Origin of the sequence: Streptomyces sp. NPDC045470 (genome assembly GCF_040646595.1) — a bacterium.
GTDB lineage: Bacteria > Actinomycetota > Actinomycetes > Streptomycetales > Streptomycetaceae > Streptomyces.
Genome location: NZ_JBEZAN010000004.1, coordinates 259,063 through 280,757, shown reverse-complemented (window position 1 = coordinate 280,757; position 21,695 = coordinate 259,063). Strand labels below are relative to the sequence as shown.

General features: G+C 73.2%; 16 protein-coding genes. 5 read left to right on the top strand and 11 right to left on the bottom strand.

Features of this window, described 5'->3' with window-relative positions:
- Window positions 1–22: 22 nt before the first annotated feature.
- A complete protein-coding gene (locus tag AB0A97_RS15605; RefSeq protein ID WP_361149351.1) occupies window positions 23–676 on the bottom strand; it encodes an META domain-containing protein in 654 nt (217 codons plus the stop codon).
- Window positions 677–1,051: 375 nt separating this feature from the next.
- The gene (locus AB0A97_RS15600; RefSeq protein WP_361149348.1) at window positions 1,052–1,462 is read right to left on the bottom strand and encodes a Zn-ribbon domain-containing OB-fold protein; all 411 of its coding nucleotides are present in this window, start codon (window positions 1,460–1,462) and stop codon (window positions 1,052–1,054) included.
- A gap of 228 nt (window positions 1,463–1,690) precedes the next feature.
- Here AB0A97_RS15600 and AB0A97_RS15595 point away from each other — a divergent pair, with 228 nt between their 5' ends.
- The 4 genes from AB0A97_RS15595 to AB0A97_RS15580 all read left to right on the top strand — a co-directional run bounded on the left by AB0A97_RS15595 (window position 1,691) and on the right by AB0A97_RS15580 (window position 6,931).
- Window positions 1,691–2,932: an NAD(P)/FAD-dependent oxidoreductase gene (locus AB0A97_RS15595; protein ID WP_361149346.1), complete on the top strand. Its 1,242-nt coding sequence runs from the start codon at window positions 1,691–1,693 to the stop codon at window positions 2,930–2,932.
- A 74-nt stretch (window positions 2,933–3,006) separates the two neighbouring features.
- Window positions 3,007–5,277 (top strand): acetate--CoA ligase family protein, encoded by a 2,271-nt coding sequence (locus AB0A97_RS15590; RefSeq protein ID WP_361149344.1) that lies wholly within the window; start codon window positions 3,007–3,009, stop codon window positions 5,275–5,277.
- Between the two features lie 94 nt (window positions 5,278–5,371).
- Entirely contained in the window at window positions 5,372–6,202 is an 831-nt protein-coding gene (locus tag AB0A97_RS15585; RefSeq protein ID WP_361149341.1) for an enoyl-CoA hydratase-related protein, read from the top strand.
- A gap of 63 nt (window positions 6,203–6,265) precedes the next feature.
- Window positions 6,266–6,931, top strand: coding sequence for a flavin reductase family protein (locus tag AB0A97_RS15580; RefSeq protein WP_361149338.1), 666 nt, complete (start codon window positions 6,266–6,268; stop codon window positions 6,929–6,931).
- 50 nt (window positions 6,932–6,981) lie between these two features.
- Here AB0A97_RS15580 and AB0A97_RS15575 read toward each other — a convergent pair whose 3' ends face one another.
- The 3 genes from AB0A97_RS15575 to AB0A97_RS15565 form a co-directional block, all read right to left on the bottom strand.
- Window positions 6,982–8,049, bottom strand: a complete 1,068-nt coding sequence (locus AB0A97_RS15575) for a Zn-dependent alcohol dehydrogenase (protein WP_361150159.1) — start codon at window positions 8,047–8,049, stop codon at window positions 6,982–6,984.
- Complete coding sequence (locus AB0A97_RS15570) at window positions 8,049–9,224, bottom strand: acyl-CoA dehydrogenase family protein (RefSeq protein WP_361149336.1); 1,176 nt, start codon at window positions 9,222–9,224, stop codon at window positions 8,049–8,051. The genes AB0A97_RS15575 and AB0A97_RS15570 overlap by 1 nt, the downstream gene beginning before the upstream one ends.
- Before the next feature lie 207 nt (window positions 9,225–9,431).
- Window positions 9,432–10,343 carry an SDR family oxidoreductase gene (locus tag AB0A97_RS15565; protein ID WP_361149333.1) on the bottom strand — a complete coding sequence of 304 codons (912 nt, stop codon included), beginning with the start codon at window positions 10,341–10,343 and terminating at the stop codon, window positions 9,432–9,434.
- Between the two features lie 129 nt (window positions 10,344–10,472).
- On the opposite strand from AB0A97_RS15565, the gene AB0A97_RS15560 reads away from it, so the two are divergent.
- Entirely contained in the window at window positions 10,473–11,414 is a 942-nt protein-coding gene (locus AB0A97_RS15560) for a cyclase family protein (protein ID WP_361149330.1), read from the top strand.
- Between the two features lie 308 nt (window positions 11,415–11,722).
- Here the strand turns inward: AB0A97_RS15560 and AB0A97_RS15555 are convergent, their stop codons facing one another.
- The 6 genes from AB0A97_RS15555 to AB0A97_RS15530 all read right to left on the bottom strand — a co-directional run bounded on the left by AB0A97_RS15555 (window position 11,723) and on the right by AB0A97_RS15530 (window position 21,609).
- Window positions 11,723–12,196, bottom strand: coding sequence for an ATP-binding protein (locus tag AB0A97_RS15555; RefSeq protein ID WP_361149327.1), 474 nt, complete (start codon window positions 12,194–12,196; stop codon window positions 11,723–11,725).
- Between the two features lie 415 nt (window positions 12,197–12,611).
- Complete coding sequence (locus AB0A97_RS15550; protein ID WP_361149325.1) at window positions 12,612–13,658, bottom strand: acyl-CoA dehydrogenase family protein; 1,047 nt, start codon at window positions 13,656–13,658, stop codon at window positions 12,612–12,614.
- Window positions 13,659–13,667: 9 nt separating this feature from the next.
- Entirely contained in the window at window positions 13,668–14,804 is a 1,137-nt protein-coding gene (locus AB0A97_RS15545; RefSeq protein ID WP_361149323.1) for an acyl-CoA dehydrogenase family protein, read from the bottom strand.
- The gene (locus AB0A97_RS15540; RefSeq protein WP_361149321.1) at window positions 14,804–15,991 is read right to left on the bottom strand and encodes an amidohydrolase family protein; all 1,188 of its coding nucleotides are present in this window, start codon (window positions 15,989–15,991) and stop codon (window positions 14,804–14,806) included. The genes AB0A97_RS15545 and AB0A97_RS15540 overlap by 1 nt, the downstream gene beginning before the upstream one ends.
- A gap of 253 nt (window positions 15,992–16,244) precedes the next feature.
- Window positions 16,245–19,151, bottom strand: a complete 2,907-nt coding sequence (locus tag AB0A97_RS15535; protein WP_361149318.1) for a protein kinase — start codon at window positions 19,149–19,151, stop codon at window positions 16,245–16,247.
- Window positions 19,152–19,419: 268 nt separating this feature from the next.
- Complete coding sequence (locus tag AB0A97_RS15530; RefSeq protein WP_361149315.1) at window positions 19,420–21,609, bottom strand: serine/threonine-protein kinase; 2,190 nt, start codon at window positions 21,607–21,609, stop codon at window positions 19,420–19,422.
- Between the last annotated feature and the right edge of the window lie 86 nt (window positions 21,610–21,695).

The window sequence follows — 21,695 nt, the reverse complement described above, 5'->3', positions numbered from 1 at the left end:
TCCGGGCCCGGTGGGAGAGCGGCTACGGCCGTGGACTGCCGGTGAAGTCAAGGGTGGTGATGTAGGGGTCGTCGCCCCAACGTATCGTCATGCCGTCGCGGTCGGCCACGTACTGGTAGGGCTGCGACTTCAGGAGTGGGAGCACCATCTGTGCGTCGTCCCGTTCCTTTTCGGAGCAGGAGTGGTCCGTGGCGAGCTCCGGGTCGTGGAAGAAGACGTGCGTGCCGGCGAAGTCGGCCTTGGCGGTGAAGTCGTTGCAACCGAGCTGTCCGGTGACAGTGCCGTCCGGGTGGAAGTCGAAATACAGCTCGGTGCCGGAGTCGAAACCGTACGGGGAGTCGTACACCTGCACTCGCACCGGCCGGTACCGGGTGTCGAAGAACTCCTCGGGACGGTTGGGCACCAGAGTGACCGTCCCACCGCGGTCGTTCTTCAGCTCCAGGGAAGAACGGGGGCTTCGGGGCTTCGCGGACTCCGGGTCAGCGTCTTCGGGCTTTTCGGTGATCGTCAACGGGCCCTGGAGGAAGGCTTTGAGGCCTTCCTCGTACTGCACCGCTCCCTCGGCGTAGGTCACTTCGTCGCCGCACCGGGCTTTCTTCTGCGGGCCCGGCCATTTCGGAGGCTCGCCCGCCTTTCCTCCCAGAGTCAGCTCGGCCGCCCCCAGCTTCGCTTCCATCCGGAACGCCTCGCACCCGTAGGCGCCGGACGCGGTCCCGTCATCATGCAATTCGATCCACGGACGTCCGACGGACGTCCCGAAGAATGCGTACGGCACCTCCTTTCCCTTGAAGGCGCGCACGGACCAGACCCCACGGGCCAACAGCCCGCCCGCACCGTCCGGCCCCTTCCTCGCGTCCGGGGCGGACGAGGCGTACGCCGACGAACCGCGCCCCGCCCCGGCGCTCCCGGCCGATGTCGCACCGCACCCCGAGATCGCGACAAGGGTCATCGCACCGGCACCGGCCGACACCAGGGTGAGTCTTCGGGACTTACGCGTCACCATGACCGTAAAACGCGCGTCTCACGGCAGCAGTTCCCTGTCACGTGGAGTTCAGGCGGCGCGAAATACGGGGACGACAATTCCTGAAGCGTCCGCGGTGCGGAAACGCCCCCGTAGCGGCATACCGATGCGCAGGGCCGCCTCCGGACAGTCGACGACCTCCGTCATCATCCGCGGGCCCTCGGCGAGGTCCACCACCGCGGCCACGTACGGCACACGCCCGCCGAACGGCGGGAGGTCGTTACGGTGCACCACCGACCACGTGTAGAGCGTGGCCCGGCCGCTCGCTTCCTCCCACTCCACGTCTTCGCTCCAGCAACGCGGGCAGAACTCGCGCGGGTAGTGGTGCGCCGCCCCGCAGCCGTCGGCGCGGCAGCGGCGCAGCAGCAAGCGGCCCTGAGCAGCCGCGTCCCAGTAGACGCGGCTGAACGCGTCGGTGCCGGGCAGGTCGTACCTGGGCACGGCGGACGGCGCCGCCGCAGGCCCCTCGGGTTCGGACGTGGATGTCGCCTTCGGCCTCACTCCGGACCACCCGCTTCACCTCGGCGCGCGGCGCACGGCCCACAGCGCGCGTTGCTTTTCCTGACGGCACGTCAGTTCACTCGACGACGGCCGGGCTGCGCAAGGGTGCGGGCACGGGCAGCGCCCCGTACGGCGACATGCGCGCCGTACGCGGTTACCCTCACCGGCATGCCGGACGCCGCAGCGCACGCCAGCTCCTCCGCATCCAGCACCGCACCGCCCGCCGCCGACCCACCCGTGTATGTCATCGGGGGCGGGCCGGGCGGGCTCGCCACGGCCGCCGCCCTCGGTGCCTACGGCATCCGTGCCGTCGTCCTCGAAAAGGCCGACGCGGTGGGCGCCTCCTGGCGCGGCCACTACGACCGTCTGCGACTGCACACCACACGCCGCCTCTCCGGCCTGCCGGGCCTGCCCATCCCGCGCGCCTACGGGCGGTGGGTCGCGCGCGACGACGTGGTGCGCTACCTGGAGCAGTACGCCGAGCACCATCACCTCGAAGTCGCCACGGGCGTCGAAGTGCGGCGCGTGGACCGCGCGGCGGACGGCGGATGGGTGCTCCACGCGAACGGCGGGCGCGCGCCGGCCGCCCGTACGGTCGTGATCGCCACCGGTTACAACCACACCCCGCACCTCCCCGACTGGCCCGGCCGCGACAGCTACTCCGGCGATCTCCGGCACGCCGGCGACTACCGCAACGCCGCCCCGTACGCGGGCAAGGACGTCCTGGTCGTCGGCACCGGCAACACCGGAGCCGAGATCGCCGTCGACCTGGCCGAAGGCGGCGCGGCGCGGGTGCGGCTGGCGGTCCGTACCGCCCCGCACATCGTGCGCCGCTCGACGGCGGGCTGGCCCGCCCAGGCGACGGGCATCCTCGTACGCCGTCTGCCGCCGCGCGCGGTGGACCGGGCGGCCCGGGTGATGCGCCGCCTCTCCGTGCCGGACCTGTCGGCGCACGGCCTGCCGATGCCGGACACCGGGCTGTACAGCCGGGTCCTGGAAGGGGCGATCCCCGTACAGGACGTGGGGCTGATCGACGCCGTACAGCGCGGAGCGGTACGGCCGGTGGCGGCCGTGGCGTCCTTCGACGGTGACGTCGTACGGCTCGCGGACGGCGACGCGATCGAACCGGACGCCGTCATCGCCGCCACCGGCTACCGGCGCGGCCTGGACGGCCTCGTCGGCCACCTCGGCCTCCTCGACACCCGCGGCCGCCCGCGCGTCCACGGCCCCCGCACCCTCCCCTCCTGCCCGGGCCTCCACTTCACCGGCTACACCAACCCCATCAGCGGCATGTTCCGCGAACTGGCGCACGACGCCCGCCGCATCGCGCACGCCATCGCCGAGGCCCACGCCCGTCAGGGCCCGGACCCCGTGCCCGCCCGCACCCGATCCCGCACGACCCATTCCTGACTGAACGTCAGTTGCCCTAACCTGACGGAGCGTCAGTCGAATCGGCACTCGTCACACGGGAGCGGGCGTCAGCGATGCTTGGATCGACCTACGGCAGCCTCAGCACTCACTCCAGCCCGGCCCGCGTAGTGGCGTGCGGGGCGACCCCACCGCACACCGTGCACGGCACGGCCGCGCCCCCCGCGGGCGGCCCGCACGCCGACGGCACACCCGCCGGCGCCACGGGGCCCGACCTGGACGTCAGCGGGCGCCCGCTGTACGCCCCCGTCCCCGACCTGGACCGGTTCTTCCGGCCCGGGGCGGTGGCGGTGGTCGGCGCCTCGGACAGCGAGGGCCGCCCGAACACCGGCATCACCCGGCAGCTCATCGCGTGGGCCGAACGTGTCGGTGCCCGCCTGTACCCGGTCAACCCGGGCCGCGACCGTGTCTTCGGCCTGCCCTGCCTCACCTCCGTCTCCGACCTGCCCGAGCAGGCCGACCTCGCCGTACTGCTGGTCGCCGACCCCGTACCGGTCATCGAGGAACTGGCCGACGCGAAGATCAGGTTCGCGGTCGCCTTCGCCTCCGGCTTCGCAGAGACCGGGGCGGCCGGTGCCGCCGCCCAGGACCGGCTCGCCGAGGCCGTGGCCCGTACCGGCATCCGGCTGCTCGGCCCGAACACCAACCTCAACGCCTTCGCGTCGTTCCGCGAGGACCTGGACGGCCCCGCCATCGCCCTGATCACCCAGTCAGGCCACCAGGGCCGCCCCGTCTTCTCCCTCCAGGAACTGGGCATCCGCCTCTCGCACTGGGCCCCGACCGGCAACGAGGCCGATCTGGAGACCGCCGACTTCCTCTCCTACTTCGCCTCCCGTCCCGAGGTCGGTGCCGTCGCCGCGTACATCGAAGGGTTCAAGGACGGCCGCAGCTTCCTGCTCGCCGCCGACCGGGCGGCCCGCAACAAGGTCCCGGTCGTCGCCGTCAAGGTCGGCCGCACCGAGGCCGGGGCCCGTACCGCCGCCTCGCACACCGGCAAACTGACCGGTGCGGACGCGGTGGTGGACGCGGCCATGCGGCAGTTCGGGGTGATCCGGGTGGACGGGCTGGACGAGTTGCAGGACACCGCGGCCCTGCTCGCCCGGGCCCGTACCCCGACGGCCGACGGCGTCGTCGTCTATTCGATATCCGGGGGCACCGGCGCCCACTTCGCGGACCTGGCGACGGCCGCCGGGCTCACGCTGCCCACCCTGGACCGCGCGAAGCAGGACGAGCTGCACCAGTGGATCCCGGACTGTCTGAACGTCGCCAACCCGGTGGACAGCGGCGGCCACCCGGTCGGCGACCGGCGCGGCCGAAAAATCATCGACGCGCTCCTCGCCGACCCGTCCATCGGCGTACTGATCTGCCCGATCACCGGACCGTTCCCCCCGATGAGCGACAAGCTGGCCCAGGACCTCGTGGACGCGGCGGAACAGACGGACAAGCTGGTGTGCGTCGTCTGGGGCTCGCCGGTCGGCACCGAGGACGCCTACCGGCACACCCTCCTCGGCTCCCGGCGCGTGGCGACCTTCCGCACCTTCGCCAACTGCGTCACGGCCGTCCGCGCCCACCTCGCCCACCACCGCTTCACCGCCGGCTACCGCTCCCCCTTCGACGACGCCCCGCGCACCCCGTCGCCCTCCGCGCGCAAGGCGCACGACCTGATGAGCCCGGGACAGCAGCTCAGCGAACACGCGGCGAAACAGCTCCTGCGCGCCTACGGGATCAGGGTGCCGCGCGAACAGCTCGTCACCAGCGCGGCGGCGGCCGTGCGCGCCGCGAGTCTCGTCGGCTACCCCGTCGTCATGAAGGCGTCCGCGCCGCAGCTCGCGCACAAGACCGAACTCGGGCTCGTCAAGACCGGACTGACCTCCGCCAGCCAGGTCAGGGACGCCTACCGGGAGCTGGCCGACATCGCCCGCCACGAAGGCATCGAGCTGGACGGGGTGCTCGTCTGCCAGATGATCGAGCGGGGCGTGGAGATGGTCGTGGGCGTCACCGCCGACCGCCTCTTCGGGCCGACCGTGACGGTCGGGCTGGGCGGGGTGCTCGTCGAGGTCCTGCGGGACACCGCCGTCGGCGTGCCGCCCTTCGGCGCGGACCGGGCCCGCGCGATGCTCCGCGAACTGCGCGGACACGCCCTGCTGGAAGGCGTACGGAGAGGGCAGCCGGCCGACGTGGACGCGCTCGTCGAAGTCGTCCTGCGCGTCCAGCGGATGGCGCTGGACCTGAGCGGCGAACTCGCCGAGCTGGACATCAACCCGCTGATGGTGCTGCCGCGCGGCCAGGGCGCCGTCGCGCTCGACGCGCTCGCCGTCTGCCACTGACCGGGCGGGCGGCCCGGCGGCCCGCGCGGGCGCCCGGGCGCCCGCCCGCCCGAGCGCTCCCACCGTCGACCACAGAACTCGGAGCCGCCTCACCATGGCCCCCACCCCCGATTCCCCCGCATCCGTCCCCGCTGACTCCTTGATACTCCACACCACTGACAACGGCGTGCTGCGGATCACCCTCAATCGCCCGGCCGCTCTCAACGCCATCACCCCTGACCAGCGCGAACGCATCATCGCGCGACTTTCCGACGCGTCCGCCGACCCGGACGTACGGGCCGTCGTCATCACCGCCACCGGCAAGGGCTTCTGCGCCGGCGCCGACCTGCGCGGCGGTGCCGCCACGCAGCCGGCCGAGCGGGCCGCGGGCGACGTGGCCCGTCTGATCCGGCGCGGCGCCCAGCGCCTCGTATCCGCCGTACTGGACTGCGAGAAACCCGTCCTCGCCGCCGTCAACGGCACCGCCGCCGGGCTCGGCGCGCACCTCGCCTTCGCCTGCGACCTGGTGGTGGCGGCCGAGTCCGCGACGTTCGTCGAGGTGTTCGCGCGGCGCGGCCTCGTACCGGACGGCGGCGGCGCGTACCTGCTGCCCCGGCTCGTCGGGCCGCAGCGCGCGAAGGAACTGCTGTTCTTCGGCGACGCCGTCACGGCGGCCGACGCCGCACGCATGGGGCTGGTCAACCGGGTCGTGCCGGACACGGGTCTGGAGAAGGCCGCGCGGGACTGGGCGGAACGGCTCGCCGCCGGCCCGACCCGGGCCCTTGCCCTCACGAAGCACCTGGTCAACGCCTCACTGGAGGCCGACCGGGGCACGGCGTTCGCGGCCGAGGCGGCGGCCCAGGAGATCAACATGACGACGGCGGACGCGCGGGAGGGGGTCACGGCCTTCGTGGAGCGCCGCCGGCCCACGTACCGGGGGCGGTGAGCTCCGGCAGAGCGGCCCCGCCCGCACCTTCAAATCTGACGGGCCATCAGGTTCAATGGAAGCATGATGGGACATGCCGGTATGGCGGCCACCGCGGTGCGTTATCTGCGGTCGGTGGGCGCGCCGACCTCCGCCACGCCGCCGGAGCCCGCCGGGCGCGCCGGCACAGTGCCGCGCCCCGCCCTCAGAGCCGTACGGGAGGACGAGCGCGCCCCGCTCGACCCGGCCGACTTCCGCGCCGTGCTGGGCCACTTCGCCAGCGGCGTCACGGTCGTCACCGCGCCCGCACCCCGCCCGGCCGGCCCCGGCGACACCACCGCGCACGGCCCGGCCGGCTTCGCCTGCCAGTCCTTCGCGTCGCTCTCCCTCGACCCGCCGCTGGTCACGTTCATGGTGGCCCGTACGTCCACCACCTGGCCCCGGATCGCCCGCGCGGGCGTCTTCTGCGTCAACATCCTGGGCGCGGACCAGGAGGGCCTGTGCCGCGCCTTCGCGGTCAGCGGCGCCGACAAGTTCGCGGGCGTCTCCCACGCACCCGCCCCGGTCACCGGATCACCGCGCCTGGCGGGCGTCCCGGCCTGGATCGACTGCGTGATCCAGGCCGTGCACACCGGCGGCGACCACCTCATCGTCGTGGGCCGGGTCGCCGCCCTCGGCACGGACCCGGGAACCGCCGGGGCCGGCCCGCTCCTCTTCCACCGGGGCGCTTTCGGCCGCTTCAGCGCGTAGGACGGAACCGCCCGCCGGGCACCGGGGCCGGAGGGCGGTACGCCCGTACGTCAGAACGTCAGCACTCCGCGCGCCACCCGGCCCCGCCGCAGGTCCGCCACCGCCCCGTCGAAGTCCTTGACCGCGTACGTCCTGGTCACCAGCTCGTCCAGGAGGAGGCGGCCCTCCTCGTAGAACCTCGCGTAACGCGCGATGTCGCGCTGCGGGCGGGACGAGCCGTAGCGGCAGCCCAGGATGGACTTGTCCAGATACATCGACGAGACCAGGAACGACGCCTCGGCGGTGGCCGGGGGCACGCCCAGCAGCACCGCCTGACCGTGCCGGCCGAGGAGGTCCACGGCCTGCCGGATCAGCTCCGTACGGCCCACGCACTCGAAGGCGTGGTCGGCGCCGTCCGGCAGGACACCGCGCACGGCCTCGACGGTGTCCGGCACCGCCGAGGCGTCCACGAAGTGCGTCGCGCCGAACAGCCGCGCCATCGCCTCCTTGGCCGGTTCGACGTCCACGGCGACGATCACCGAGGCACCGGCCAGCCGGGCACCCTGGAGCACGTTCAGCCCGATGCCGCCCGTGCCGATCACCACCACCGTGTCGCCCTGCCCCACCCGCGCGCGGTTCAGGACTGCGCCGACCCCGGTCAGCACGCCGCACCCGATCAGCGCCGCCGACGTCAGCGGTATCCCGCGGGGGATCCGTACCGCCTGCACGGCCCGGACGACCGTACGCTCGGCGAAGGCCGAGTTGGACGCGAAGCTGTACACCTCCCGGCCGCCGTGCCGGAACGGCTTCCCGGGCATCCCGATCGAGGCGCGGCACATCGTCGGCCGGCCGCGGTCGCACTCCGCGCACGTCCCGCAGTTGGCCAGCGTGGACAGCGCGACATGATCTCCTGCCGCTACATGCGTGACCCCGTCCCCCACCTCCTCGACCACACCCGCGCCCTCATGCCCCAGCACCACCGGCACCGGATAAGGAATCGTCCCATCGACCACTGACACATCGCTGTGGCACAGCCCCGCCGCCCGGATGCCGACCAGCACCTCGCCGGGCCCCGGAGCCCGTACCTCCAGGTCGTCGACGACCCGCGGCCGGCCACCCTCGAACATGACGCCTCGCATCATCGCTCCCGCCCTCCGCCGAGGCCGAGCACCCGCCCGGCAATGACCGTGCGCTGGATCTCGTCCGAACCGCCGTAGACCGTGTCGGCCCGGCTGAAGAGGAACCGCCGCTGCGCCGCGTCGAGTGCGTACGCGGAGTCCGCCGTCCACGGCTCCGGGCCGCACGCCGCGCCCGCTCCCCGTACCCGCATCGCCAGTTCCCCCATCCGCTGGTGCCAGCCGGACCACAGCAGCTTCGCCACACTGGGCGCGCCCGCGTCCCCGGCCGCCGGACCGAGCGTGCGCAGCGCGTTCCACCGCAGCACCCGCAGCTCGGCCCACTGGCGTACGATCCGGTCCCGCAGTACGGGATCGTCCACCGCGCCCGTACGCACCGCCTCACGGACGACCTCGCGCAACTCGGCGGCGAAGCCGACCTGTTGGGCGAGGGTGGAGACACCGCGCTCCAGCGCCAGCAGCCCCATCGCCACCCGCCACCCGGCGCCGGGCCCGCCCACCACATGCGCGGCGCGCGCCACCGCCCCGTCGAAGAACACCTCGTTGAACTCGGACGTCCCCGTAAGCTGCCGGATCGGCCGGACCTCGATGCGCCCCGGCTGGTCCATCGGCACCAGCAGGAAGGACAGCCCCCGGTGCCGCCGCTCCCCCGGATCGGTCCTGGCCAGCACGAAGCACCAGTCGGCCTCCCGCGCGAGCGAGGTCCAGATCTTCTGCCCGCTGATCCGGTACGTGTCCCCGTCCCGCACGGCCGCCGTACGGACCGCCGCGAGGTCCGAGCCCGCGCCGGGCTCGCTGTACCCCTGACACCACAGCTCCTCGCCCCGCGCGACGGGCGGCAGGAAACGTTTCCGCTGCGCGTCGTCCCCGTAAGCGAGCAGCGTCGGTGCCAGCAGTTGCTCCCCGATGTGTCCCACCCGCTCCGGCGCACGCGCCGCGGCGCACTCCTCGGCCCACACCACCTGCTGCGTCAGCGTGGCCCCCCGGTTCCCGAACGCACCGTACGCACGGTCCCACCCGATCCCGACCCACCCGCCGCGCCCCAACTCCCTTTCCCAGGCACGCCGTACGCCGAACTCCGAGCGCCGGGCCACCAACTCCTCACACAGATGCTCCGCCAGCCAACAACGCACCTCACCCCGAAACACCTGATCTTCGACCCCGACCGAAAAATCCACCGCCACCCTCCCACCGGGACAAGCCCCGATCCACCTCTCCTCCCACCCCCTCACGGAAGGGGGCGGGCCGGAGCGGCCTGCCGCGCAGGCCCGCCCCCGAACCTGACAGCCCCGCGCAGCGGCCACAGCCCGCCGCAGGCGCGACGAACCCGCAGCCAGAAGCGAACCGGCGCCCCGGACCCCGCGCCCAAAGAGCGCCACTTGGAACTACACGTTGGGCCGCCGCCCCCCGGCCGCGTCAGCGGCCATCGCCTCCACCCGCGACAGCAACGGCATCGGATCGGTCCCCACCGTCCCCGGCAGAAACTCCGCGATCTTCTCCGGCGTCCACCCGCCCTCCGCGTACCCGGCACGCAGTTCCCTCGGCTGGGCCCACACCGCGATCTTCGGCCCGGCGACCGTGTAGACCTGTCCGGTGACGCGTTCCTGCACGGCGCGGTCGCTGAGCAGGTAGACGACGAGAGCCGCGACGTCCTCGGGCTCGCCGATCTCCGTCAGCTCCGTCGGCACGCCGGCGGACATCCGCGTACGGGCGACGGGGGCGACCGCGTTGGCGGTCACGCCGTACCGGCTGAGACCGAGTGCGGCGCTGCGCACCAGCGAGATGACGCCGCCCTTGGCCGCGGCGTAGTTGGCCTGCGAGACGCTGCCCTGGTGGTTGCCGCTGGTGAAGCCGACGAGGGTGCCGGACCGCTGCCGGCGCATGACCGCCGAGGCCGCCCGGAACACGGTGAAGGTGCCCTTCAGGTGGGTGGCGACGACCGGGTCCCACTCCTCCTCGGTCATGTTGAAGAGCATGCGTTCGCGCAGGATGCCGGCCACGCACACCACGCCGTCCACGCGCCCGTAGCGGGTGAGCGCCGTGTCGACGACCCGCTGCCCGCCCGCCATCGTGGACACGTCGTCCGCGACGGCGACCGCCTCGCCGCCCGCCTGCTCGATCTCCTTGACCACCGCCTCGGCGACCTCGCTGCTCGGCCCGGCGCCGTCCACCGCCACCCCGTAGTCGTTGACGACCACCCGGGCGCCCTGGGCGGCGCAGGCCAGGGCCACCGCGCGCCCGATGCCGCGGCCCGCACCGGTGACGGCGACCACCTTGTCCGTCAAGAAGTTCCCCATGCCGCGCCCCTTCCCGCAGTTTCTGACGGCCCGTTAGATTTTTGAGCAGACCCGCACCGAGCACAAGACCCGGCGCAGCCCGGAACGCGGCACGACGCACACCCCCGCACCGCCCCGAGGAGGACCGGAATGCCACTGCCCGCCGAGTTCCACGCCCTCGCCGAACGCGTGAACAACTGGGGCCGCTGGGGCGCGGACGACGAGATCGGCACGCTCAACCTGCTCACGCCCGGCGTCGTACGGGAGGCCGCCTCCGCCGTCCGCTCCGGCCGCCGCATCGGCCTCGCGCTGCCACTGCGGCAGGACGGCGTGCAGACCGGCCTGATTCCCGGCCGCGTCAACCCCCTGCACACCATGACCGCGATCAACCAGGAGATCTTCGGCCCGGGGACGGTCGCCACCTCCGACGACGCCGTCACCATGGGCCTCCAGGCGGCCACCCACTGGGACGGCCTGGCCCATGTCTCGCACTCCGGCCGGCTCTACAACAACCGCCCCGCCGACTCCGTCACCGCGCGCGGCGGCGCCACCGTCCTCGGCATCGAGAAGGCGCCCCCGATCGTCTCGCGCGGCGTCCTGCTCGACGTGGCCCGCGCCCACCACGGGGACTCCGACGGGCCCGGGAGGCTGCCCGCCGGTCACGCGGTGACGCCGGAGGACCTGGACGCGGCGGAGGAACTGGCCGGGACGCGGGTAAGGGCCGGCGACATCGTGCTGATCCGTACCGGGCAGATCCAGCACTACCTGGCGGGCGACCGGGACGCGTACGCCCACCCGTCGCCCGGACTGTCGGTCCGTACGCCCGAGTGGTTCCACGCCCGCGACGTCGCGGCCGTCGCCGACGACACCCTCACCTTCGAGATCTTCCCGCCGGAGATCGACGGCCTCTGGATGCCCGTGCACGCGCTCCACCTGGTGGAGATGGGCATGATCCAGGGCCAGAACTGGAATCTGGAGGAGCTGGCCGGGGCCTGCGCGCAGGAGAACCGTTACGCGTTCTTCCTCGCCGCGATGGCCGAACCGTTCGTGGGCGGCACCGGCACACCGGTGGCGCCGGTCGCGGTCCTCTGAGGCTGCGCACCGGCGCGGGAGCGCCCGCGCCGGGAAGGCGGACCGGACGGAAGCGGGTCGGCCTGCGACAGGCCGGACGGAAGCGGGCCGGCCGCCGTACGGGCAGCGGCACTGCCCCAGCCGGGTGGCGGTACGCCCATGCGCACCCCGAGCGTGGCACCGCGGACCACCACCCGGCTACGGGACACGACCCGCACTCGCCGAGGCCCCGGCCCCGTACCCTCGGCGTCCCCTCGCGGCGGATCGCTCCACCCCAGCGTGATCACGTGGCCACGCCACGTCAACACCTGGTCTGGACTTTCCTTCGGTCAGGCGCGGTGCGGTACGGCGCAGTGCGGGTCGTACGCCCCCAGGTCCGACCCGGCCGCCATCAGCATCGACTGCCCGCGGTCCACCTCGCACCAGATGCTCTTGCCGGTCCCTTCGGGCCGCCAGCCCCAGCGGTCCGCCAGGCCGTCGACCAGTTCCAGGCCGCGGCCGTTCGTGTCGTCACCGTCGGCGCGCCGGGGGCGTGGCGCGCGGGTGCTGCGGTCCGCGACCTCGACCCGTACGGTGCCCACCACGGCACCCGAACCCGAGAAGCACATCCGCAGCTCGGCGGGGTTGCCCGTATGCACGACGGCATTGGTGACCAACTCCGAGATCAGCAGGATCAGCGTCTCCGCCAACGGCTCGTCGGCCCTTATGCCCGAGCCGGCCAGCCGCGACCTGGCCCACCTCCGGGCCCGCCCCACCTCCGCGGGGTCAGGCCGGACTTCCAACTGCACCTGAAGCACCTGCACCGCTCACACCATCCGAACCGGCGGACACATCGCCTCGCACCTCATCGAGGTCACACTCCGTGACCTCGGTGATGCACAGCATGGTTGACGTTCAGTCACCCCAACAAGCGCTTCGGGCATATTCCAGCGCAAGGGAGTATGCGTGGTGCATACTGTGCGACGCGCATTGCCGGGAGTCGAACAAGAGGGCTTCACGCCCCTCCTTCGGGGGCGAGCGGAGCGCGTTCGGCATCCCGGGTCGGTCGCCACGACCCCACGGGAACAGTTGCGCCTCAGAACCACTCGCACCCAAGGGAGCGTACCCGAGCGGGGCGCCGACTCCCCCCTGTGACGAGTTATGCCTGGGACACCACCCGATATCGACCCTCTGTGACCGCTTGTGTGTACGGAAACCGACATTCCGCACCAGAATGCCCTACACGCCGAAATCGTCGGCCAACAGAGCCTCGGCGAGTGCTTCCTCCGCCTTTCCGCCGCTTTGCCACTGTTCGACTCGCCACCACGCCCGTTTGAGGTGCAGATGGACGTCGGCCTCCCAGGTGAAGCCCATTCCGCCGTGCACCTGAAGGCAGTCCCGGGCGTTGCGCACGGCGGCCTCGTCGGCGAGCAACTTGGCGCCGACTACGGGGAGTGACTGATCGGTGAGTGAAGCCGCATATACGGCGCTTCTCGCTATTTCCACTCGTATCAGCATCTCGGCGCACAGATGTTTCACCGCCTGGAACGATCCGATGCGTACGCCGAACTGCTCTCGGCGCCGGGCGTGTTCCACGGCCATCTCGACCGTACGGGCAGCGCTGCCGAGCTGAAGCGCCGCCGTCAGCAGGGCGGCCTCGCGGCGCAGCCGGGGCACGTCCAGAGAGCGCGGCGCGCGGCGCGGGTAGGACGTCACGCGCGCGAGCGGCGTCAGCGGATCGACCGAGCGGACGGGCTCCAGGACCGGCCAGTCGGGGGCGTTCCAGAAGGCCCTGCCGGTCTTGCCCGGCTCCCCGCCCTCGCCCGACTCCCCGCTCTCGCCCAGATCGCCGCCCTCCCCCAGCTCACGGCTCTCTCCCGGATCGCCGCCCTCCAGCAAGATCAACTCGTCGCAGTCCCCAGGGTGTTCCCACAGCCGCTCCCCGCCCCTCCCCGCATCGCACAACCCCACCACCCGCTCCCCCGTGGCCGCCCCCGGCACCACCCCCGCCAGCAGCTCTCCCGCCACCAGCGGCCCCGGCAGCAACGCCCGCCCGGCCTCCTCGAAGACCAGCACCGCGTCCGGCAGGCCGAGCCCCACCCCGCCGTCCGCCGCCGGCAGCCGCAGCGCGAAGAACCCGGCCGCGCCCAGCTCACGCCAGAGCGCGCGGTCGAGCGCCGGGGCCTCCACCGCCTCCCGCAGCCGGTCCCTGCCGAAGCGCCGCGTCAGCAGTTCGCGGGTTCCCGCCTGCAAGGCGCGTTGATCAGCGGTGGGTCGGAGGTCCACGGTGCCCGTTCACCGTCCCTTCGGCAGGCCGAGGATGCGCTCGGCGATGATGTCGCGCTGGATCTGCGACGTTCCGGCGGCGATCGTGTACGAGAGGGACGACAGCCGGTCCGCCGTCCACCGCTGGTCCGCGTCGAGCGCGCCGGACGGCCCCAGCACCTCGGCGGCCGCGTCGTACAGCTCCTGGCGGGTCTGCGAGTAGCGCAGTTTGAAGACCGAGCCGCCCGCGTCCGGTACCCCGCCCGTGTCCCGGGCCGCGCCGACGTTGCGCTGGATGAGCCGCCACAACGCCGTGAACTCGGCGTTCAGCCGGCCCAGCCGACGGCGCAGCACCGGGTCGTCCCAGCGCCCGTTCGCCCGTGCCGCGCGGGCCAGCTCGCCGAGCGTACGGCGGCAGGCCACGACCTCGCCGACGAAGGCGGTGCCCCGCTCGAAGGAGAGCGTGACCATGGTGACGCGCCAGCCGTCGTGCTCGGCGCCGACCCGGTTTGCCACCGGCACCCGCACCCCGTCGAGGAAGACCTCCGCGAACTCGGCCGGGCCGGCGAGCGTACGCAGCGGCCGTACGGTGATCCCGGGGGCGTCCATCGGCATCGCCAGCCACGAGACACCCCGATGCCTGGGGGCCTCCGCGTCCGTACGCACCAGCAACTCGCACCAGTCCGCGATCTCCGCGTGCGAGGTCCAGATCTTCTGCCCGGTGACCACGTAGTCGTCGCCGTCCCGTACGGCACGGGTGCGCAGGGCGGCGAGGTCGGAGCCCGCCTCCGGCTCGCTGAAGCCCTGGCACCAGACCTCCTCACCGCGCACGACGGGCGGCAGCCAGCGGGCGCGCTGCTCGTCCGTGCCCTCGGCGGCGATGGTCGGCCCGGCGTGCAGCAGCCCGACGAAGTTGGCGCCCACGTAGGGCGCACCGGCGCGCTCCGTCTCCTCCAGGAAGATCAGCCGCCGGGTGGGCGAGGCGTCCCAGTGCACGGCACCGTACCCGGCGTCGTACAGCCGCCGCTGCCAGCCGAGGTCGTAGGCACGCCGGCCCGGCCAGTCCAGCGGATCGGGCCGGGCGGGAAGGCCGGGGAGCGTCTTGGCGAGCCACTCCCGCAGCCGGACCCGGAACTCCTCCTCCTCGGGCGAGTACGTCAGGTCCATCAGACGAGGTCGAGGTCGAGCATGCGGATCGCGTTGCCGCGCATCAGCTTGTACACGGTCTCCTCGTCCAGCCCCTTCACGTGGTCCAGGGCGACTTCCTTGGTGTGCGGGAAGGTCGAGTCCACGTGCGGGTAGTCGGTCTCGAAGGTGGCGTTGTCCCGGCCGACCACGTCCAGTGAGGCGACACCGTGCTTGTCGCGGAAGAAGCAGCAGAAGATCTGCCGGTAGTAGTACGTGGAGGGCGGCTCGGGGATCAGGTCGCGCACCCCGCCCCAGGCGCGGTGCTCCTCCCACACGTCGTCCGCGCGCTCCAGGGCGTACGGTATACAGCCCATCTGCCCCTCGCTGTACGCGAGTTTGAGGAGCGGGAACTTCACCAGCACCCCGCTGAAGAGGAAGTCCATCATCGACGCCATGGCGTTGTTGAAGCTCAGTGACGCCTGGACGGCGGGCGGCGCGTCGGGGGAGGCGGCCGGCATCTGCGAACTGGACCCGATGTGCATGTTGACCACCGTCCCGGTCTCCTCGCAGACCGCGAAGAACGGGTCCCAGTAGCCGGAGTGGATCGACGGCAGTCCGAGGTGGGTCGGTATCTCGCTGAACGTCACGGCCCGCACCCCGCGCGCCGCGTTCCGCCGGATCTCGGCCACGGCCAGGCCGATGTCCCACAGCGGGACGATGCACAGCGGGATCAGCCGCCCGCCGCTGTCCCCGCACCACTCCTCCACCATCCAGTCGTTGTACGCGCGCACGCACGCCAGGGCGACCTCCTTGTCCCGCGCCTCGGCGAACGTCTGGCCGCAGAACCGGGGGAAGGTCGGAAAGCACAGCGACGCCTCGACGTGGTTGAGGTCCATGTCCCTGAGCCGCTCGGCCGGGTCCCAGCAGCCGGGGCGCATCTCGGCGCGGGTGATGCCCTCCAGCGTCATGGCGTCGCGGTCGAAGCCGACGGCGGCGATGTTGCGCTTGTACGGGAACTTCAGGTCCTCGTAGATCCACCAGTCGGTGGGCGGCCCGTCCGGATCCATCGTGATCACATACTTGCCGCCGGTGTACGCCAGCTCGCCGATGCCCGCGGTCAGCGGCTGCGGGCCCCGTCCCCGGTACTTCGCCGGCAGCCAGGTCTCGAAGAGGTGCGCGGGCTCGATGACGTGGTCGTCGACGCTGACGATGCGCGGTAGCTCCATCCGGTTCCCCTCACACGGTTCTTCCGACCGGTGCCCGACGGACGTACGCCAAGCGCTTTCTGACGGCCCGTCAGTTACGAGGCTAGCCGCGCGCCTCGGAGCCGACAAGGCGCGCGGCGGGGCACGCAGGCGCGCGACGAGGGCGGGCAGGGGTGTGCCGAGGACTCGCGGGGAGGGCGACGAGGGCGGGCAAGGGTGCGGGGAGGGCGACGAGGGCGGGGACCCGTGTCGCCATCGACAGCGGGATGATCGGCTAGTTGGGCCGGTAGGAGCCCGTGGCCTGGTCGTAGAGGCGGTCGACCTCGCGGCGTTCGTTGTCCGGGCCGATGACCTGGATGACGTGGTAGCGGCCGTTGTGGATCATCGCGAGGTTGCGTACGTACACCTGGCGGCCGCTGCTGTCCTGCCAGGTGAAGGTGCCCTCGGCCATCGCGGCCCGGCCGACGTCGATACGGCGCAGGCCGGAGGAGCCGGACCAGCTCGACTCCCGGTACGGGGCCAGTTCCGCCTCCTTGTCCTGCTGGTAGGCCATCGGGTCGGTGCCGTGGCGGGACGTGGTGTCGCGGCCGGGCACGATCAGCAGCTCGAAGTCGTTCCCCAGGTAACGGACCTGGCCGCGCTCGTTCTCCCCGCGGCGCTGCCAGCCCTTCGGGACGGCGACCTGGAAGCCTTCCGGGTCCTTGCGCACCGCGAAGCCTTCGGCGAGGTCGGCGGGTTCGGTCGTCTGCGGCTGCTGCTTGCGCGAGCCCTGGTCGCCGGGCCGACCGCCGGAGCCGCCGTCAGGTGTCGAGCTCTGCGTGCCCACGGCGCCCCTGCGTTCGCGGACGCTGTCCGCGGCGCCCGCCCCCGGGCCGGCCTTCGGCATGAACAGCACCGCGACCAGAATCGTGCCCACCACCAGCAGGATCACCAACCCCACGAGAAGCAGTCCGAGGCGGCGCGGGCTGCGTCCGCCCGGGGGCACGGCGCCCTCGATCCGCCGGATCTGCTTGGCCGGGCGCGGCTGCCGGGCGGGGCGGGACTGCTTGGGGGCGCGGGCCGGCTCGGCCCGGTGCGGCGGCGGGACCGTGGCCGCCGCGTGCGTGGGCGGGGCGGAGGGATGGTGGGGCTGCTGAGGCTGGTGGGCTCGGTCGCTTTCGTGGGGGTGTCGACCGTCCTGGGTGGTGGGCGTGAACGGCTGGGCAGGAGGCTGGTACTGCGGCGGTGACTGGAACTGCGGTGGGGACGGGGGCTGGAAGTGGGATCTGCCCCGGGGGTCGTCCGTCGGCGGTATGAAGGGCTGCGGCTGCTGGTCGGCGGGCGCTTCGGAGAGGCCGGGCTGGGCGTGCTGGGTGGTTTCCCGGTACGCCACGGCCGGGCGCTTGCCCTTCGGCTGCCGCGGCGGCTTGGCCGGGCGCTGCGGCCGGGACCGGCGCGCCTTCTTGTGCCGGCCCTTGCGTACGAGTTCGCCCCGGCGCCGGAGGATCGGGAGCCGCCGCGAGTCGGACGGCCCTTCCAGCGACGGCACGGTCACGACCCGGCTGCCCACCTCGGGCTCCGGCGCGGTCCGGATCAGCGACCGCAGCCAGCCGCGCAGTTCCTCGAAGTCCGGACGGTCGGCCGGATCCTGCCGCATCAGCGACTCGACGACCGGCCGCAGCGCGCCGCACTCCTCGGCGTACGACGGCGGTTCCGAGCACACCGACTGCACCAGCTCGGCGGCGCTGTCCTCGGGGTAGGCGGAGTGCCCCTGCACGATCCGGAACAGCAGCGCGCCGACCGCCCACAGGTCGGTGGCGGGGCCGATCGGCGGCGCGAGCTGCCAGTTGGCGTGCACCGGGCCGGCCTGCTCCGGCGCCCAGCGCTCGGTGACCGGGCCGACGACGTTGATCCGCACCTGCCGTGCCCGCTCGGCGGCCAGGGCCGCGCCCGGGCGCCCGTAGGGAACGGCCTGGTCCGGGTGGTCCGCGTGCTCCGAGCGCTCCGGACGCTTCGACTGCCCCGGCCCCTCCGGATGATTCGATTCCGCACCCTCCTCGGGCAAGGAGGGTCCCGCCTCCGGCGCCGGGCGCTGCACCGGCAGCGGATGCGGCACCTGGATGCCTCCGGGCCGCGGCCCGGCCCCCGGCCCCGGCAGGCTGCCGCCGTACGTGACGCTGCCCGGCCGCGACGGGGCGGCCGGTGGCGTCGGCGCGGTGATGTGGTCCCGGTACGGGCTGAAGTGCGGGTCGGCGGGGTGTGCGGGGTCGGTGGCCGCCGCGTCCTCGCCGGTGCCCGTACGGGCGGCGGCTGCCCGGGTGCCCGCCTGGTAGGCGGCTATCGCCCCGGCCCGGGCCCGGCGTGGGTCCGCTCCGGGTGACGCGTCCGGCTCCCCGCCACCGTCTCCGGTCGCCGCTTCGGGACCGGCCGGCTCCGCCACCGTCTCACCCGCCGCGGAAGCCTGCCCCGGAATGGAGGCCTGCCCCGGCACGGAAGCCTGCCCCGCCGCGGAAGCCCCCGGTATGGGCGCCTGCCCCGGCGCCGCCGCACGCTCCCCCGCGTCCGCTCCCGCCCCCTCCCCCGGCACCGGGTCGTACCCGCACAGCGCTTCCTCCGCCGCGCCCGCGGCCAGACCGGTCAGGATCGCCCGTCCGTCGTCGCAGACCAGGACCGTGCGGACAGTGATGTTGCGGTGGGTCCAGCCGTGCGCGTGCAGGGCGCGCAGGGCGGTGAGGATGTCGGCGGCGACCTCCGCCGCCCGGTGCGGGGTGAGGGTGCGTTCGGCGAGGAGCGCGGCGAGCGGGCGGGCGGCGACGCGTTCGCTGACGATCCAGAGGCTGCCGTCCTGGGCGAAGACGTCGAAGACCTGGTCGAGTTGCGGGTGGTCGGGCAGCCGGGCCGCGGCGGTCGCGGCCTCCAGGGCACGCCGTACGGCGGGGTCCCGCGGCGTACGGTCGGCCCCGGACACCCGGTGGCCGTGGCCCGGTCCGTACCCGTATCCGCCCGGCGCGGGGCGGCCGCCCGGATGCCCCGGGTCCAGGAGTTCCGCGTCCACGACTTCGGGCAGCGGCACCTGGCGTACGAGGACCTCCTGCCCGCTGTACGTGTCGAAGGCGCGGGTCTCGGCGAACTCGTACTCGTCCGCCGGTGGCACCGGCAGGCGGTAGCGCTCGGCGAGCACTCTTCCCGCGTACTCGTCCACGACGCCTCCCCAGCGCGCGATTCACGCCGCCTGCCCGGCTTTGTCCGGGAGCTCCCGGTTCCACTGGTTACCCCCAGTGGTCAAAACCGGTCGCATTCCCTCCGATTGCGGCTGCGTACGGTCTTCGGGGTCTCACGATACGTGCCGGGGGCGTGGGTTGAGGAGCGCTCCGGCCAACAGTTCCCCCAGGACTTCGCTCGCGCCCTGCGACCGTCACCGCGCACACCTCGTCGGCCTGCGCACCTCTCGGTACGCGGGCCGCGGCAGGTCAGTCCTTCACCTGGAAGGTCGCGAACGCGGTGTCCCGCAGCCGCCGGCACTCCGCCGCGTCCCAGGCGTCCGCCTTGCAGGTGACCATGATGGCGTAGCCGTGCTGGTCGTCCGCGCGGAAACCGCGGTTGAGCACGCGGACGTCCTGGCCGCTCTGCTTGCGCGTGAACGACCAGTCGGCGACCGTCGGGTAGCCCCGCCACTCGATCGGCTTGATGTCGATGCGCCGGTAGTCCTGGACGCTGCCGCGGACGGCGGGCTCCAGGCTGCGCCAGGCGGCCGCGGCGTCGCTGCCGGGCTTGGCGTTGTAGTCGATCTGGACGCGCGGGAACCCGCCCGACGCGCTGTAGATCGCGCCGGAGTTCTGACCGGCCGTGTCCGTCTGCTTCCAGCCGGACGGCAGCGCCACGGCGAAGTGGAAGCCGGGGTGGGCCACCGTCCCGTAGCCCTGCGGCAGCGCCTTGTCCTTGCCGTCACCGCCCGGCTTGCCGCCCTGACCGCCGCCCGGCTTGCCGTCCGTCGTCGGCTCGCCGGGGGTGTCCCCGGCGCTCGCCGGGGCGGAACCGGCCGCGTCGGTGGCCGCCTTGCCGGCGCCCGCCGCCCGGCCGCCGTCCTTCTCGTCGCTCCCGCTGAGCGCGAAGGCCAGCACCGTGCCGAGCACGGCGAGCACCACGACCACGGCGGCGATGACGAGCGTACGGCGGGGTACGACGTCGGTGACGGACGCCCGGGGCGGGCCGGACGGGCGCGTGCCGTCGTCCGGCTTCGGCTCCGGCCTGGCGGCGGCGGCCGCGGCGGCCGCCGCCTTGCGCACCGCCTGGAGCGCGGTCCGTACCTTCTCCTTCGCGCCCTCCGACTCGAAGCCCGTCCGGCCGGCCGAGCCGACCGCCGTCGGCCAGTTCTTCGGCCCGTTCGTCGAGCCGGTCTGCGCCGACGACTGACCGGTGGTGCTCCGCGTCGTCGAGGCGGTCGCCGCCTTGGCCCCGGAGCCCCTGCCCGTACCCGTGGTGCCTGCGCCCGTGCCCGTGCCCGATCCGGTACGGGCGCCCGATCCGGTACGGGGACCCGGCGCCGTGCGCGGACCGGCGGCCGACGCCGCGCGCGCAGCCGGCGCGTCCGGCCGCGAGGAACCGTGCCCGGCTTCCGGTGCGCGTCTCTCGGCGTCCTTGCCACGCGTCTTGGGCTTCCACTGCGGGCGGGGCATCGACGGCTTCGACCGCGCCGTCTCCCGGTCCCGGTCCTTGTCCCGGCCGCGGACCTCGGACTGCGCCGCGGGCTCCTCGGGGACGACCGGCAGGGCCATCGCCCGGGTCGCGTCCGGAGCGGGCGGTTCCGGCCCGGTGTCCTCCGGCGCGCTGGCCGCGTCCAGGAGCAGCGCCCGCGCCGCCCGGTCGTCGAGCCGCGCCGCCGGGTCCTTCACCAGCAGCCCGTAGATGACCTCTTCCAGCACACCGGCGCTCTTCGGCCGCTCCAGCGGCTCGGTCATCACGGCGGTCAGGGTGGCGATCGCCGACCCCTTGTCGTACGGAGGCACGCCTTCGACACAGGCGTACAGCAGGCCGCCCAGCGACCACAGGTCCGCCGGCGGGCCCGGCTTCTGGCCACGGGCCCGTTCGGGCGATATGTACGAGGGCGCGCCGACGAGCATGCCGGTGGAGGTCACCGAGGGGTCGCCCTCGACCTGGGCGATGCCGAAGTCGGTGAGCACGACCCGGCCGTCGTCGGACATCAGGACGTTGGAGGGCTTCACGTCGCGGTGCAGGATGCCCTCGCGGTGGGCGGCGTTCAGCACGTCGAGGACGGCGAGGCCGACCTCCGCCGCCCGGCGCGGCGTCAGCGGGCCGTCGTCGCGCACCACCTCGGCGAGCGAGCGGCCCTCGACCAGCTCCATGACGATCCACGGGCGGTCGTCCTCGTCGACCACGTCGTAGACCGTGACCGCGCCGTTGTTGCGGATCCGGGCGATCGCCTTGGCCTCCCGCAGCGTACGGGTGATCAGGCGGCGCTTCTCGTCCTCCTCGACTCCGCCAGGGAAGCGCAGTTCCTTGACCGCGACCGTACGGCCGAGCACCTCGTCCCGTGCGCGCCAGACCGTACCCATTCCGCCCCGGCCGAGGACTTCGGCGAGCCGGTACCGGCCGGCGAGCAGCCTGCCCTCCTTGCCGTCCATCTCGACCTCGTCGCCCACTGAATCCCCTCTGCAATCCAGCCGAGTTGGCATCTCGAACACTTGTCGATCACCAAACTGGCCCAACTCGGACAACCCACCCTGGC